Genomic DNA, 15,996 nt, shown 5'->3' with positions numbered 1-15,996 from the left:
TACCGAAAGGTATTTCGCACATGTACGGGACGGCATGCCAGTCGATCGATATCGTCCGATGCTGTTGGCAGAAAATGAAGAATCATTTCTCAGCGATGCGAAGACGCGCCACGTGACGAAATGAGGAAAACTTTCAGACAGCTATCGTCGTGACCGATTCCACGCTACTGGCGATATGGCTGGCAGAGACTGGACAAGACCGCGCTCAGCAAACCGGCAAACGACCGGAGATCGAAGCCCTGCATGAACGCGGCGAAGCAAGTATCTGCGAAGTGAAAATACGCGTCAATTTGTTGGGAGAGAAATTCGGAAATTGCAGAAATAGTTCGATTGCGAATAAAAGCAATGACGAGAACAGTCGCCGTCAGCAGCCATCCCCGTCATTCCTGAGCGCCCTTAATGTGCCGCTGCGCGCAGTTTGCGTACCTGCTCTTCGGTCACGTCGGCAGCCTGGCCGCCCCATGTCGCGCGCAAGTAATTGGACAGTTGCGACAATTCGCTGTCGCTGAGCGTGGCGGCGAAGCCCGGCATTTTCTGCATGCTTTCGGTGCCGGGAAAACGCTGCGCTTCGATGCCGTCCAGCATCGACACGATCAGGTTGTGCGGATCGGCATTGCGCACGGTCGAATTGCCGTTCATTGATACCGCCACGTGCGGCTTGCCTTCACCGGCACGACCATGACAGCCGGCGCAGACCGCCAGATAGACCTGACGCCCGCCGTCCAGTTTGGCGCTGTCGGCAGCAGGCATCGGTGCCGGCAAAGGCTTCGGCGCCGGCGCGGTATCTCCGAGCAGATAAGTGGTGATGGCGGCGGTATCGTCCTTGGTCAGATATTGCGTACTCAGATGGACCACCGGGAACATTTCGCCATAGGCGGAGCCTTGCGGCGCCATGCCGGTACTGAGAAAACTTTGCAGGTCATCACTGTTCCAGCCGCGCGCTGCCAGCCCGGCGGGAGTGATATCCGGCGCCGCCACACGTCCCAGCGCCGCGCCTTGCAACGGCCGCGCCCGGCTCAATTGGCCCGGCAGATTGCGCGGCGTATGACATTCGGCGCAATGGCCCATCGCATTCGACAGATAGCGGCCGCGCTGCCAGCTCTCGGATTGTCCCTGCGAGGCATCCGGCAAGCCGTCGGTCAGAAATACCATGTTCCAGAAACGCACGCCAAAGCGCATGTTGTAAGGGAACTTGAGTTCCGGTTCGCGATTGGCAACCTTGGCCGGCTTTTGCCGCATCAGGTAGGCGTAGATCGCATCGCTGTCCGCGCGCGTCATGCTGCGGTACGAGGTGTACGGCATGGATGGATAGAGATGGCGGCTCGGCGTCACGCCATCATGCAGCGCGCGATAGAAGTCGTCGGCGCTCCATTTGCCGATGCCGACATCTTTATCGGGCGTGATGTTGGTGCCGTAAAACTTGCCGAACGGTGAAGCCAGTTCGACGCCACCGGCAAATGGTGCGCCATTGGTTGCGGTATGGCAGGCAGCGCAATCGGCAGCCTTGGTCAGATAACGACCACGCGTGATCTGATCGGCGCTGGCCATGGTTTTGGGCACACCGGTTGCGCTCGGATTGACCGGCGCCACGGTGTCGCCGCAACCGGCCAGCAACAAGGTCGCTGCCGTCAGCGCTGCGGCCATCAGACGTGGTGCATGCACGAAGGTAAGCATCACTTGCCCTCCTTGAGCAAACCCGGTGTTTGCAAGACCACTTCCTTGACCGCTTCGAAATAACGGACATAACCGGTGCAGCGGCAAATGTGGTCGTTGAGGCCGGCAGTAATGGTCGACTCCAGCTGCGCGCGCGCAATTGGCTGGCGCTTCAGATTTTCCAGCAACACGGTGGCGGCATTGACGAAGCCGGGCGTGCAATAGCCGCATTGGAAACTGTAATGTTCAAGGAATTTCTGCTGGATCGGCGACAACGCCACGACCTCGCCCTTTTCATTGCGCTGGGCATGACCTTCAATCGTGCGTACTTTCTTATCCTTGAAAAAATTGGTACCGGTGATGCAGGTACGCACTTCTTCGCTGCTGCCGTCGGGCTTGTCGACAATCACCACGCAGGCGTGACACACGCCCTGCCCGCAACCGAGGCGAGAGCCGGTCAGGCCCAGATACTCGTGCAGGAAATCGATCATCATCAAGCCTTCCGGTACCTGCACCGGGCCGGTGGCCTTGCCATTGACGGTCAGTGTAATGGGCTGGGTCGGGATACTCATGCCAGTGCCTCCTGAATTTTTTGCGGGGTAACCGGCAAGTCGCGGAAGCGATGGCCGATGGCATGCGCGATGCCATTGACCACGGCGCCGACCACCGGAATCATCACGACTTCGGCGATGCCCTTGGGTGGGTCGGTATCGGTCAGCGGCGGCAACACTTCGCCGGTTTGCTTCCATACCGCGACATCTTCGGCGCGCGGTAAATGGTAGCGATTGAAATTCCAGGTGCCATCACCCGGACCGCCTTCATATAGTGGCAAAAATTCATGCAAGGCGTGACCGATGCCCATTGCCAGTCCCCCCTGCAATTGGCCGGATACCAGTTGTGGCGAAATCTGATTGCCGCATTCCACAATCGAATGATGGCTCAGCAATTCAACCTTGCCACTGGCTTCCGATACCGACAATTCCACCAGCGTACCCACGGCGCTGTAATACGTGACACTGGCATTGTTGCGCTGGGTCGGCGGAATGAATACGCGGCGGCGGTCCAGCACGTTGTAACCGCCAGCGGTCGTCAGCGCAGATTTGACGGTCGCTGCCACCGGTGCTTTGCCACGGCCTTTGGCCGCTGCCGGCGCCGCAACCGGCGCTGCCACCGCTGTTGCCGCTTCCGGTGCCGCGACGCTGCCATCGCCGAAGCGCAAGGATAAACCATCGAGCGGCAAACGCACCGGAGCACCGCCGATATCGAATTCGGCTTCGGTCCATTGCCAGCGATTGAAGACGTGCACCACCGCCCCCGTCACCAATTTCATTTCGTGGGCTTTTTGCGCCAGTTGTTCCAGCGGCAGCGGCTGCAAGCCGGCCGCCGACAATTTGCCATCGACCCAGCGCGCATCTTCTACCCGCACCACCAGCGGCGCGGCCTGACCGCCACCGATGCCCTGCGACCAGATCGCCATCGCCGCCGGCCACAAGCCGTGGCGGAACACGACGCGGGCCGCTTCGCGGGTGCTGTGCGTGAAATAGAATGCGGAATTGGTGGCGCTTGATGGCGAGGCATAGGACGGTGACCAGCGCGGATTGAGCGCCAGCTGGTCTTGCTCGGCCTGGCTCATGATGTAAGGATCGCCGCTGGCGGTTACCGGCAAATCGCTCCAGTCGGTAATCGAAGTCTCAACGGTATGCGCCGGCTTGCCGAGCCAGTAAGCACAGGCCAGTGCTTGCGAGGTCGACATGCCGGTACCGATTTCCGCACCACTGTGTTGCAGGCGAATCACACCGTCAGCACCGATCTCTACTTTGGCAAACGAGGCTTCGGCGCCGGTGCCGAAATCCTTTTGCACACAGGCAAAGCCGACGCCGTAACGCTGCCCCGGATGGCGCGCTTCGAACTCGGCTTTTTGCTTATTGCGGTTGAGCCACAACGAATGTTTGGCCGCCTTGCGCAAGACTTCATCGACCCGGATCGCGCCCGCCGGAATGGCACCCTGGGTATTTTTCATGCCTGACGTGAGCGCATTGCGCAGCCGGAATTCAATCGCATCGATACCCAGCTTTTCGGCGAATTCATCCATCATCATTTCGGTTGCGGCCATACTTTGCAGCGTGCCATAACCGCGCGCCGAGCCGGCATCGATGGCACGCGTGGCAATCGCCACTGCCGCCAGATCATTTTTGGGGAAATAGTAAATCGATTGCGCCGCCGTCGCCCCCACCATCGCTACCGATGGCGAGAAATTGCAACGGCCGCCGCCATTGGCTTCGAATTCGCCGATGAAAGATTGCAGCATGCCGCTGTTGCGATCCACCGCAATGCGGTAATGCATCTTGAATGCGTGACGCTTGATCGAGGTCTGAAATTGTTCGTAACGGTCATTGGCGAGTCGCACCGGCAGGCCATCCGCGTACAACGCCGTCATCAAGCCGTAAAACGGAAAATTGTAGTGATCCTTGGAACCGTAGCCGACGGTATAGCACGGATGCAAAAACAACTTCTGCAGCGGCATGCGGCTCTTCTTCATCATTTCCAGCGCGCTCTCGACCACTTCCATCGGCGATTGCGTCGGCACCACCATATGCAAGGCTTGCGCGGCAGGGTCGTACCAGCAATTGGCATTGTCCGGTTCGAGTGCCGCGGTATCCACCGATTGCGTGCTGTAATCGCGCTCCAGTACCAGCCAGTCGGCCGGCGGCTTATCCATTTCCTGGCGTATCGCGGCAGCACGGAACATGCCCTGCTCGCCGAGCTTGCCGTGCTCGATACCGTCCGGCCATACCGGCTGATGCTTGCGCATCATGCTCGGAAATACCGGCGCATCCTTGAGACTGGAAAAGACATCGTCGTCAAATGCGGTGGCGCCACCGATCCGTACAAAGCGGAAGGTACCCCACGGATCGCGTTCGAGCGGACCGGTGACGTCGCCGTACTTGACGGCGGCGTCCTGGAACTTCAGTTTGTCTTTGGCAAAACGGAAACGGGCAAAGTCCTTGTAGATCAGGATCGCCACTGCGTGACCGAGATAGGCCGGAGTTTTTCCCACCGGCAGCAACATGTCGTCACCGTAGAACGCCGGGAAGGCGACACCATCGCGCGCCAGATCCTCGGCCATGACCAGGCGGTCAGGTTGCAGATCGGCGCCGAGCGCGCTCAGATCGATGCCCTGAAACAGACGATCAGCCTTGCTGGAGCGCAACACGAAGGCATGTGCTTGCTGTGGCGGCCAGTGCGGCATGTCGCGGGCGCGGACGTCGCGGGCAAATATTTTGTCGCCGCTGACTTTGGCGACACCATCGATACGGAATTTGGCGCTGCCGGTTTTGCTGTCCCACTGTACCGGCGTCAGAATTTTTTCTTCGAACAAGGCAGCGAAGGCTTTGCCGCCGAGCGGCGCCACATAAACCGAGACGCCGGCGATCACGCTCACCTTAAGAAAACCGCGACGCGAAAGATCGGGCTGGTGCATGGAACTCTCCTGTAAAGCAGATGGGTGTTTCCACACGGGAATATCAGAATGACACTAGTTTGTCAGTGTCACCGATTTCGGGCATGAAAGCCTGCTCCCGCAGCAATACTCTATATTCCCCACGGCATATTGCCTAGCCCTCATTCATGAAATGGTTTGCAAGTATTGCTGTGCCCCCGACATGTCGTCGCCGGCCATGGCGAATGCACCTGCCGCATAACAGACGCGGCGGTACTGTATATAATGCGCATCATGGAAAACCACACAGATTTCGTCGCCTGGCTGCGCTCGGTCGCGCCCTATGTTCACGCCTTTCGCGGGAAGACCTTCGTGGTCGCTTTTCCGGGCGAACTGGTCACTGCCGGCGACCTGCCGGTGCTGGCACAAGACTTGTCACTATTGCATGCACTGGGCATCCGCATTGTGGTGGTGCATGGTTCACGCCCGCAAGTAGAAGAACAACTGGCGCTGCGTAATGTCGAGGCCCGTTTCCATAACGGCTTGCGCATTACCGACACCGCCGCCCTGGAATGCGCCAAGGAAGCCGCCGGCGAACTGCGGCTCGATATCGAAGCCGCCTTCAGTCAGGGCTTGCCCAATACACCGATGGCGCATGCCGCCATCCGCGTCATTTCCGGCAATTTCGTCACCGCCCGGCCAATGGGCGTGATCGATGGCGCTGACCTGCAACTGACCGGCATCGTGCGTAAAATTGCCGCCGACGCGATCCAGCCGATTCTCAATGCCGGCGGTATCGTGCTGTTGTCGCCGCTGGGTTTCTCACCGACCGGTGAAGCATTCAATCTGGCCATGGAAGATGTGGCGGTGTCGGCAGCGATTGCGCTGCGTGCCGAAAAACTGATTTTCCTGACCGAGACCGGCCTCATGCATGACGCCGGCGGCACCGACATCCGGGAATTGTCGTCGCATCAGGCCGAAGCGGTGCTGAGCGCCAACTTCCTGCCGCCCGACTCGGCGTTCTATCTGAAGAGCACCATCAAGGCCTGTAACGCCGGCGTCTCGCGCGCCCACATCGTGCCGTTTGCCACCGATGGCTCGGTCTTGCTTGAGCTGTTCACGCATGACGGTATCGGCACCATGATTACCTACGAAAATCTGGAAAGCCTGCGCGAAGCGACGATTGAAGACGTCGGCGGCATCCTGAAACTGATCGAGCCGCTGGAAGCTGACGGCACGCTGGTCAAACGCGGCCGCGAACTGATCGAACGCGAAATCCATTACTTCTCGGTGATCGAACACGATAACGTCATCTTCGGCTGCGCCGCGCTGTATCCGTTCCCCAAGGAACGGATGGGCGAAATGGCATGCCTGACAGTCAATCCTGAAGTGCAGGCACAAGGCGACGGCGAGCGGATTCTCAAGCACATCGAAGCGCGCGCCCGCGAATCCGGCCTGACCCGGCTGTTCGTGCTGACTACCCGCACTTCGCACTGGTTTCTGCGGCGCGGCTTCGTCCCGGCCACCGTCGACGACTTGCCGAAGGACCGGCAACATATGTACAACTGGCAGCGCAAGTCGCTGGTACTGATCAAGAACCTGTAATGACACCGTCAGGACGTGCGTTCGCTCAACCGCTGACCCGCATGCGCGGCACGTCCTGATGTCCATGCACACGACATCAATCAACTCGAACAAGGAATCAACATGGCACGCATGATCCACTGCATCAAGCTCAACAAGGAAGCCGAAGGTCTGGACTTCCCGCCGTATCCGGGCGAACTGGGCAAGCGCATTTACGAAAGTGTTTCGAAAGAAGCCTGGGCCGCCTGGCTCAAGCATCAAACCATGCTGGTCAATGAAAACCGTCTGATGCTGGCCGATGCACGTGCCCGCAAATATCTGGCGCAGCAGATGGAAAAACACTTCTTCGGCGATGGCGCCGACGCCGCGGTCGGCTACGTGCCGCCAACAGAGTAAGACGGCGGCCGGATTCTCATCCCCCCGTCTGCATTACCCATCAATCCGAAATACCCCCGCCTGACAAGCGCTGCCGCTATCTTGCCCAAGATGCAGCGGCGTTTGTTTCGCCTTGCATTCAGCCAGGTTTCCCCCCAGCCGACAATTATCTGACTCTATTTTCCGGAGGATTATGTTACGTATCTCTATTTGGCCCAACCCCCTGATCGCAGGGTTGCTGGCCGGTGTCATCGGACTGGCGGCAAACGGCGCGAGCGCTGTCACCCTGCCGCGCGGCGTGACGCTCGGCCCGACGGCCGAAGGCATCACCGAATATCGCTTTGCCAATGGCTTCAAGCTGCTGCTGTTGCCGGACAATTCCAAACCGACAGTGACTGTCAACATGACTTACCGGGTCGGTTCCAGCCACGAAAATTATGGCGAAACCGGCATGGCGCATTTGCTGGAACATTTGATGTTCAAGGGCACGCCGCGCTATCCGGCAATCCCGCAGGAATTCAATAAACGCGGCATGCAAATCAACGGCACCACCGCGCTGGATCGTACCAACTATTACGAATTCTTCCAGGCCAGCGATGACAATCTGCAATGGGCGATTGCCATGGAAGCAGACCGCATGCTGCATTCGAATATCGCGCAAAAAGATCTGGACACGGAAATGACCGTGGTCCGCAATGAATTTGAAAGCGGCGAAAATTCCCCCACCGGCGTCATGTACAAACGCATGCAAGGTGTCGCATATGACTGGCACAGCTATGGCAAGCCAACCATCGGCAACCGCAGCGATATCGAACACGTCAAGATTGAAAACCTGCAAGCCTTCTATCGCACCTACTATCAGCCCGACAATGCGGTCTTGCTGATCGCTGGCAAATTCGATCAGGACAAGGCATTGCAATGGGTCAATCAAAGCTTCGGCAGCATGCCGAAACCGACCCGCAAACTGCCTGATTTCTGGACCGTGGAACCGACTCAGGATGGTGAACGCACTTTCACCGTGCGCCGTTCCGGTGACATCCAGTTCATTTCGGTGGCCTACAAGATGCCAAGTTCGCTGCATCCGGATGCCAATGCACTGGCCTTTGCCGGTTCGATTCTGGCCGACACGCCACACGGCATCTTGCACAAGCAACTGGTGGAAAGCGGTAAAGCCATCGCAGTCATGAATGGTCAGTTGAGCGGTTATTCGCCGGGCCTGCAAATCATCGGTGCCGTGGTCAAGAAAGGTGAGCCGCTGGAACCGGTGCGCGATGCCTTGATTGCCGCCATCGAATCGTTCGGCGCCACCCTGCCGAGCGCCGAACAGATCGAGCGCGTGCGACGCAGCAATGCCAATGGTTTCGAAAAACTGATGAACGATCCGCAACGAGTCGGCGTCACGCTGTCCAATGCCATCGCCCTCGGTGACTGGCGCTTGCTGTTTGTCGACCGCGACGAGGCCGACAAGGTCACTGCGCAACAGGTTGCCGATGCCGCCAAAAAATATTTCCGCCGCGACAATCGCACCGTCGGCATGTTCATCCCCGAAGAACAGCCGCAGCGCACCGAGGTGCCGGCGGCGCCAAGCCTCAACAGCATTCTGTCGGCTTATACGCCGCGCCTGGCAGTCGATGCCGGCGAAGCCTTCGATCCGGCGCCGGCCAATATTGACCGCCGCACGCAACTGACGCAGATCGGCGGCCTCAAAGTTGCATTGCTGCCCAAGAAGACCCGCGGCGATACGGTGTCGGTACGTCTGCAATTGCACTGGGGTGATGAAAAGACACTGTTCGGCAAACGTTCGGTATCGGCCATGACTTCCGGCATGCTGGGGCGCGGCACCACCAGCCTGACTCGCGGCCAGCTCAGCGATGAATTTTCGAAACTCAAGATCAGCGGCAATATCTATGGTTTCCAGACTACCCGCGACAATCTGCCCAAGGCTTTGCAACTGGTGGCAGACATTCTGAAAAATCCGCGCTTCGACGCCGCCGATTTCACTCAGCTGCAACAAGAGACGCTGGCATCGATGGAAGCGTCACGCAACGATCCGTCGTCGCGTGCCGGCGAAGCCATGGCGCTGCACTTCAATCACTATCCGCAAGGCGACTGGCGTGCTGCCAGCAGCACTGATCAGCAACTGGCGGAAATGAAAGCAGTCACGCTCGACGGCGTCAAAGACTTTTATCGCGGCTTTTATGGCGCGTCGCAAGGTGAACTGGCAATCGTCGGCGATTTCGATCCAACGGCGGTGACCGGTGTGATCCAAACCGAATTCGCCAACTGGAAAAGCGCGGCACCTTATCAGCGCGTGTTGAACGAGTATGTCGATATTGCGCCCAAGCGTGAATTGATCAATACGCCGGACAAGGAAAACGGGGTCTACATGGCGCGCATGAATCTGTCGCTGCGCGATACCGATCCTGATTACCCGGCGCTGGTGGTGGCCAATTACATGCTGGGCGGCGGCGGTCTGAAGTCGCGCCTGGCGGACCGGGTACGGCAAAAGGAAGGCTTGTCGTATGGCATCAGCTCATCGTTTAATGTCGGCGCCATCAGCAACGCCGCACGTTTCAGCGTGCAAGCGATTGCAGCGCCGCAAAATCTCGACAAGGTGGATGCCGCCGTCAAGGAAGAACTGGCGCGCGCGGTACGTGACGGCTTCAGCCGCGAAGAACTCGATGCCGCCAAATCCGGCATCTTGCAACAACGCAACCAAGGCCGGGCGCAGGATGGCAATCTCAGCAGTGGTTGGGCGGCATTGATGAATCTGGATCGCAGCTATGCCTGGCAACAGGAAATCGACGACAAGATCGCGGCGCTGACACCGGAGCAAGTCAACACTGCATTGCGCAAGGCGTTCGATCCGAAGCGTTTGAGTGTCGTGATTGCACGTGACGCCAACAAGGCGGCCGCAAAGTAAGGCAGTAAGCAAGCACGGCGACATGCCGTAAAAAAAGGGACGCCGAGGCGTCCCTTTTTTATTGCTGCGCGGTTCATGCCGCACCGGTTGATTGCCGTCGCCGGCAATCAATATTGCAGGCCTCAGAATTCCAGTTTCTTCACGCCATCGGCAGTACCGAGCAAACAGACGTTTGCGCCCTGACGTGCAAACAAGCCAACCGTGACTACGCCGACGATATTGTTGATCGATGCTTCCAGCGCCACCGGGTCGGTAATCGCCAGACCAATGACGTCGATGATGTAGCAACCGTTGTCGGTCACCAGCGGCTTGCCGTCTTTCAGACGCAGCCGAGCTTCGCAACCGAGTGAGGCCAGCTTGCGCGCCACCACGCTTTGCGCCATCGGGATCACTTCCACCGGCAGCGGGAACTTGCCCAGCACATCGACCAGTTTGGAACCGTCGGCGATACAGATGAATTTCTGCGCCACCGATGCCACGATCTTTTCGCGTGTCAGCGCTGCACCGCCGCCCTTGATCATCGCGCCTTGCGGCGTGATTTCGTCGGCGCCGTCGATATACACCGGCATGCTGTCGACTTCATTGAGATCGAACACCGTGATGCCATGACCGCGCAAACGCTCGGCGGTCACTTCCGATGACGCTACCGCGCCCTTGATGCGGTGCTTGATCTTGCCCAGTTCATCGATGAAGAAATTGGCGGTCGAGCCGGTGCCGACACCGACAATTTCACCGTCCACTACATATTCGATGGCGGCACGGGCCACTGCTTGTTTCAGTTCGTCTTGAGTCATGATGATTGATAGATTGAAAAATTAATGGGTTTCTTCCGGCGCTTCGTCGAGCGTTTCAAACAAGGCGATTTGCAGGCGCGAATGCAGTTTCACGAAGCGGCTCCACAGCAGCCACAACAAACCGGCTGCGCCCAGCAACACGAACATCAGCAGGTTCAGCGGCGGCAAGATGCTGGCACTGAGCACGAAGATCAGCAGCATGATGCCGACAATCGCCATCACCGGGATCACTTCCGAAATCACACGCCGTACGCCCGAGGTGTAGGCGCCGGCGAACTCCGGATTGACGCTGACTTCGGCCAGCAACATGGCGAGTGCCTGCAACTTGCGATACGTGGCAATCAGGAATGGCAGCGACAAGACCAGTGCCGCGCCCCAGATGACTGCCTTCTGAATCTGCGCATCAGGAATCCAGCCGGCGATCTGCGCGCTGATACCATCGACAAAGAACGAGCCACTCAGGAAAATCGCCACGACCAGCGCCAGATTGATCAGCACCTGCAACAGGATGCGGCGGATGATCTTGGTCAGTTCCGCTTTATCCCCTTGTGGTTGCAAGCTTTCCAGCCAGCTTGAATACATGCCGAAAACACCGGCGACTTTCTTTGGCACGATCGATACCGCCTTGGCTGACAACGGATCGGCGGCCTTGATCAGGTACGGTGTCAGCAAGGCGGTGATGGCCGATACTGCCACCACGATCGGGTACAGGAATTCGCTGGTCACTTTCAGACTGACGCCAAGCGCGGCAATGATGAATGAAAATTCGCCGATCTGTGCCAGCCCCATGCCGACGCGCATCGGCGTGCGACCGCCGTGGCCCGACAAGAATGTACCGAAGCCGCAACTGATGAGCTTGCCGAATACCACCGCCAGCGTGATGATCAGAATCGGTTGCCAGTATTTGGCCAGCACGGTCGGATCAAACAGCAAGCCGATGGCGACGAAAAAGATGGCGCTGAACATGTCACGCACCGGTTCGATCAAGCGTTCGATCCGGTGAATCTGCCGCGATTCTGCCATCACTGCACCGACCAGGAACGCGCCGAGCGCCACGCTGTACTCCAGCTTCATGACCAGCAGGCAGAACCCGAACAGAATGCCGAGTACCGTCACCAGCAGCATTTCATTGCTTTTGAAGCGCGCCACATAACTGAGCAGGCGCGGCACGATCAGAATGCCGACCACCAGCGAGACGATCATGAACAACACCAGCTTGCCGACGGTGTTGAACACATCGCCGGAATCGACCGAGCCGCTGGTAGCGATACCGGACAGCAGCGCAATCATGCCGATGGCGAGAATGTCTTCCACAATCAGGATACCGAAAATGATCTGGGCGAATTTTTCCTGCTTCATGCCCAGTTCATTGAGCGCTTTGACAATGATGGTGGTGGAAGACACTGCCAGCATGGCACCAAGGAATATCGCATCCATGGTCTTCCAGCCGAAATAGAGACCGATTTCGTAGCCGATCCACAGCATCAGCAGAATTTCGCAGACCGCGGCGACTACCGCCGTGGCGCCGACCTTGGCCAGCTTCTTGAGACTGAACTCCAGTCCCAGCGAAAACAGCAGAAAGATGACCCCCAGTTCGGACAGGATGTGGACCGTCTTTTCATCCTGAATCATGTTGAACGGCGGGGTATGCGGTCCGATGATCACGCCGGCGACGATGTAACCCAGAACCACTGGTTGTTTGAAACGATTGAAAACAACTGTGACGACGCCGGCGATCAGCATGATCACGGCCAGATCCTGGATAAACAACTCAACAGCATGCATAGCGGGGGGTCCTTTTTTCTGATTGGTGCGCAAACAAGACGCCATTATTACAGACTGACGCGCCTAACTGCTGTTTTGCTGGTAGCTGCGGCGGTGAAAAGTACGGCTGCCATGCCATGGCGGCAAGCAAAAAACCGTGATGGCGCGCAACTTCAGTGCATCCATTGCACCGCAACAAAGCGCGGCTGAGCGGTTGCAGCCGCGCCGGATCAGGCGCCGGCCCGGTCCGGCAAGCCTCAGGGTACCTTGACCTGAATTTCCGCCGCCTTCTCGTCGAATACGATGCGGGTGGCGAATTTGGCCCGTTTCATCGGAAACCGTGACTGGAAATGCCGCACATTGCCCGACCCGGAAATGACCCGGCGCACGAACTGGTAATAGGCGTCCATGTCGATCACATGCACCGCCAGGAAGTAATCGTACTCGCCCGAGACGAAATAGCACTGCATCACTTCGACCTCTTTGCCCATGCGCTGCTCGAATTCCTGCATGTGCTCGTCCGACTGGTTATTCAGCGAAATCTCCAGAAACGCCAGCATGCCATAGCCGAGCGCGAACGGATCGACCATCGCAACTTCGGCGCTGATGATGCCGGCCTCCCGCAATTCCCTGATCCGGCGCAGGCAGGTGGGTTGGGATATATGCAATTTCTCTGCCAGCACGCGGGTCGGAATCTGATTATCCCGCTGCAACAGATTGAGCAATTTGCGATCCACCTTGTCCAGCGTATGGTATTTGGGCGCCATGATAAAAAGTCATTGTATTTTTTGAGGGAAGAACTCGAAAGCTCTTTGCAAGGCGATTCTTATGTTGTACCGTCTGCATTATTCGGAAATCGAATTGAAGGCGCTACGTCGTTCCGGCGCCGCCAGGTTCTGTCTGAATGTGCATTTCGGGTTCAGTGTTACAGCAAGTGTGGTTTATTTCAATCTACAGAGGGAATTTATGAAACTCAAGAGCACAATTATTCCATTGAGCGGCGCGATTGCGCTGATGTTTGCCAGCGCAGCGTATTCACAAGAAGTCGTCAAGATTGCCCACGTTGGCCCCCTCTCCGGCCCGAATGCCCACATGGGCAAGGATAACGAAAACGGCGCCCGCATGGCCATCGATGAACTCAACGCCAAAGGCGTTTCCATCGGCGGCAAGAAGGTCAAACTCGAACTGGTCGGAGAAGACGACGCTTCCGACCCGAAACAAGCCACCGCTGTAGCAACCAAACTGGTCGACACCAAAGTCGCGGCAGTTATCGGCCATCTGAACTCCGGCACCACGATCCCGGCCTCGAAGATTTATAACGACGCCGGCATCCCGCAGGTATCGCCTTCGGCGACCAATCCGAAGTACACCCAGCAAGGCTTCAAGACTGCCTTCCGCGTGGTGGCCAACGATGCGCAACTCGGGGCCGTGCTGGGTAAATACGCAGTCAAGAACATGAAGACCAAGAACGTTGCGGTGATTGATGACCGTACCGCCTATGGTCAAGGCGTGGCAGAAGAATTCGCCAAGGGCGCCAAGAGCTCGGGCGCCACCATCGTCGGTACGCAGTTCACCAACGACAAAGCAACTGACTTCAATGCGATTCTGACGTCGATCAAATCGAAAAAACCGGATGTGATTTTCTTCGGTGGCATGGATGCGGTCGGCGGCCCGATGCTGCGTCAGATGAAACAGCTCGGCATCAGCGCCAAGTTCATGGGTGGTGACGGCGTCTGTACCGGCTCGCTGCCAGGTCTGGCAGGCGATGGCCTGATCGATGATCAGGTGGTGTGCGCCGAAGCCGGTGGTGTGGATGCGTCCGGCAAGAAGGGCATGGACGATTTCCGCGCTGCCTACAAGAAGAAATACGGCATCGACGTCGTGTATAACGCTGCTTATGCCTACGACGCCACCATGACCGTGGTCGAAGCCATGCAAAAGGCGGGTTCCGCCAGCCCGGCCAAGTATCTGCCTGAACTGGCCAAGGCCCATCACAAGGGTGTGACCGGCATGATCGCATTTGATGCCAAGGGCGATATCAAGGACGGTTCGCTGACGCTGTACACCTACAAGGGTGGCCAGCGCACGCTGCTGGAAGTGGTCAAGTAATTGTGCTGACGGCCGGCGTCCTGCCGGTCTGAAGTGCAGAGAGAACGCCCGCATTGCCGGGCGTTTTTTTTCGTCCGTCGACGGCCGGCAAGGCCCCGCATTGCAGACGCAAAAAAAGGCGCTCCGATGAGCGCCTTCCGTTACCAGCAGTCAGACCATGGCAGCACGCATGCCGCCCGCCAATTGCCTTATTTCTGCGACAACACCCATTTCACCAGCGTGCGTGCTTCCGCTTCGCTGACCTGGGCGTTGGCCGGCATCGGGATCGCGCCCCATACGCCGGAACCACCCTTCAATACCTTTTGGGTCAGCTTGTCTTCAGCATCTTTTTGACCGGCATATTTTTTTGCCACATCCTTGAAACCAGGACCGACCACCTTGTTGGCAACCGCGTGACAGGCCATGCAATTCTTGGCCTTGGCCAGATCACCACCGGCATCAGCGAAAGCGGGAGCGGACACGCCTGCGGCCAGCAACACGGATACGATAAATAGGGATTGTTTCACTGTAGTTCTCCTCAGAAGTTTGCGTATTCTACCGCCGTTTTCGTTGCTGGCAATATTGCTGGCGGCATATATGGCTTATGTCATCTGACAGTAAAAAAACAGGGATGAGAATGATTGCCAACTACCGCAGCGAACGCGGCCGATAAAAAAGCCGGATTGCTCCGGCTTTTTCATGTCCGGCTACCTGTATTCAGGCTCAACCGGTGACAGCGCCCTTGCTGGCAGTCGAGGCCAGGGCCGCGTATTTGGCCAGAACGCCACGCGTGTAACGCGGTGCCGGTTGTTTCCATTCGGTGCGGCGACGGGCAATTTCTTCGTCCGCCACATTCAGTTGAATCAATTGCTGATGGGCGTCGATGGTGACCGAATCCCCTTCCTTGACCAACGCAATGACGCCGCCGACAAAAGCTTCCGGTGCCACGTGTCCTACCACCATGCCCCAGGTGCCACCCGAGAAACGGCCATCGGTAATCAAGCCGACCGACTCGCCCAGCCCCTTGCCGATCAGGGCCGAGGTCGGCGCCAGCATTTCCGGCATGCCGGGTCCGCCCTTCGGTCCCAGGTAGCGCATCACCAGCACATCGCCCGGTTTGATCTGGTCGGCCAGAATCGCATCCATAGCGGTGTATTCATCTTCAAACACGCGCGCCGGACCAGTGATGACCGGATTTTTCAGGCCGGTAATCTTGGCCACGCAACCTTCCGGTGCCAGATTGCCTTTGAGGATGGCCAGATGGCCTTGCTTGTAGAGCGCCTTGTCAATCGGCAGAATCACATCCTGGTCGGCGCGCAGATCAGGAATCGCGGCCAGTTCTTCTGCCAGCGTGCGGCCGGTAATAGTGATGCAGT

Annotated in this window: 11 protein-coding genes and 1 pseudogene; 4 read left to right on the top strand and 8 right to left on the bottom strand. The window is 58.0% G+C overall.

Annotation, left to right across the window (positions count from 1 at the left end; translation table 11 throughout):
- Positions 1–396 precede the first annotated feature (396 nt).
- From AKL27_RS25195 to AKL27_RS25185, 3 genes are read right to left on the bottom strand one after another with little or no spacing between them, the layout of a single operon-like run.
- Positions 397–1,674: a cytochrome c gene (locus tag AKL27_RS25195; RefSeq protein ID WP_050465646.1), complete on the bottom strand. Its 1,278-nt coding sequence runs from the start codon at positions 1,672–1,674 to the stop codon at positions 397–399.
- On the bottom strand, positions 1,674–2,225 hold the full coding sequence (locus AKL27_RS25190) for a (2Fe-2S)-binding protein (RefSeq protein WP_050465645.1): 552 nt from the start codon (positions 2,223–2,225) through the stop codon (positions 1,674–1,676). Before AKL27_RS25190 ends, AKL27_RS25195 begins: the two co-directional genes overlap by 1 nt.
- Complete coding sequence (locus AKL27_RS25185; protein ID WP_050465644.1) at positions 2,222–5,134, bottom strand: xanthine dehydrogenase family protein molybdopterin-binding subunit; 2,913 nt, start codon at positions 5,132–5,134, stop codon at positions 2,222–2,224. The genes AKL27_RS25190 and AKL27_RS25185 overlap by 4 nt, the downstream gene beginning before the upstream one ends.
- Before the next feature lie 252 nt (positions 5,135–5,386).
- Between AKL27_RS25185 and argA the strand changes: the two genes are divergently transcribed.
- From argA to AKL27_RS25170, 3 genes are all read left to right on the top strand, one after another.
- A complete protein-coding gene (argA, locus tag AKL27_RS25180) occupies positions 5,387–6,697 on the top strand; it encodes an amino-acid N-acetyltransferase (RefSeq protein ID WP_050465655.1) in 1,311 nt (436 codons plus the stop codon).
- A 102-nt stretch (positions 6,698–6,799) separates the two neighbouring features.
- Entirely contained in the window at positions 6,800–7,072 is a 273-nt protein-coding gene (locus AKL27_RS25175) for an oxidative damage protection protein (protein WP_050465643.1), read from the top strand.
- Positions 7,073–7,244: 172 nt separating this feature from the next.
- Positions 7,245–9,974, top strand: a complete 2,730-nt coding sequence (locus tag AKL27_RS25170; RefSeq protein ID WP_050465642.1) for a M16 family metallopeptidase — start codon at positions 7,245–7,247, stop codon at positions 9,972–9,974.
- Between the two features lie 122 nt (positions 9,975–10,096).
- Here AKL27_RS25170 and rpiA read toward each other — a convergent pair whose 3' ends face one another.
- The 3 genes from rpiA to AKL27_RS25155 form a co-directional block, all read right to left on the bottom strand.
- Positions 10,097–10,768 carry a ribose-5-phosphate isomerase RpiA gene (rpiA, locus tag AKL27_RS25165; protein WP_050465641.1) on the bottom strand — a complete coding sequence of 224 codons (672 nt, stop codon included), beginning with the start codon at positions 10,766–10,768 and terminating at the stop codon, positions 10,097–10,099.
- A 21-nt stretch (positions 10,769–10,789) separates the two neighbouring features.
- Entirely contained in the window at positions 10,790–12,553 is a 1,764-nt protein-coding gene (locus tag AKL27_RS25160; RefSeq protein ID WP_050465640.1) for a cation:proton antiporter, read from the bottom strand.
- A 236-nt stretch (positions 12,554–12,789) separates the two neighbouring features.
- Positions 12,790–13,299 (bottom strand): Lrp/AsnC family transcriptional regulator, encoded by a 510-nt coding sequence (locus AKL27_RS25155; RefSeq protein WP_050465639.1) that lies wholly within the window; start codon positions 13,297–13,299, stop codon positions 12,790–12,792.
- A gap of 199 nt (positions 13,300–13,498) precedes the next feature.
- Here AKL27_RS25155 and AKL27_RS25150 point away from each other — a divergent pair, with 199 nt between their 5' ends.
- Positions 13,499–14,641 carry a branched-chain amino acid ABC transporter substrate-binding protein gene (locus AKL27_RS25150; protein WP_050465654.1) on the top strand — a complete coding sequence of 381 codons (1,143 nt, stop codon included), beginning with the start codon at positions 13,499–13,501 and terminating at the stop codon, positions 14,639–14,641.
- A gap of 188 nt (positions 14,642–14,829) precedes the next feature.
- Here the strand turns inward: AKL27_RS25150 and AKL27_RS25145 are convergent, their stop codons facing one another.
- Positions 14,830–15,147, bottom strand: coding sequence for a c-type cytochrome (locus AKL27_RS25145; RefSeq protein ID WP_050465638.1), 318 nt, complete (start codon positions 15,145–15,147; stop codon positions 14,830–14,832).
- A 196-nt stretch (positions 15,148–15,343) separates the two neighbouring features.
- A pseudogene (locus AKL27_RS25140) lies at positions 15,344–15,996 on the bottom strand (dihydroxy-acid dehydratase); the annotation flags it as partial.

Source organism: Herbaspirillum autotrophicum (genome assembly GCF_001189915.1).
Lineage (GTDB): Bacteria > Pseudomonadota > Gammaproteobacteria > Burkholderiales > Burkholderiaceae_D > Herbaspirillum > Herbaspirillum autotrophicum.
Note: the sequence above shows the minus strand (reverse complement) of the source record. Positions and strands in the feature narration are given on the sequence as shown.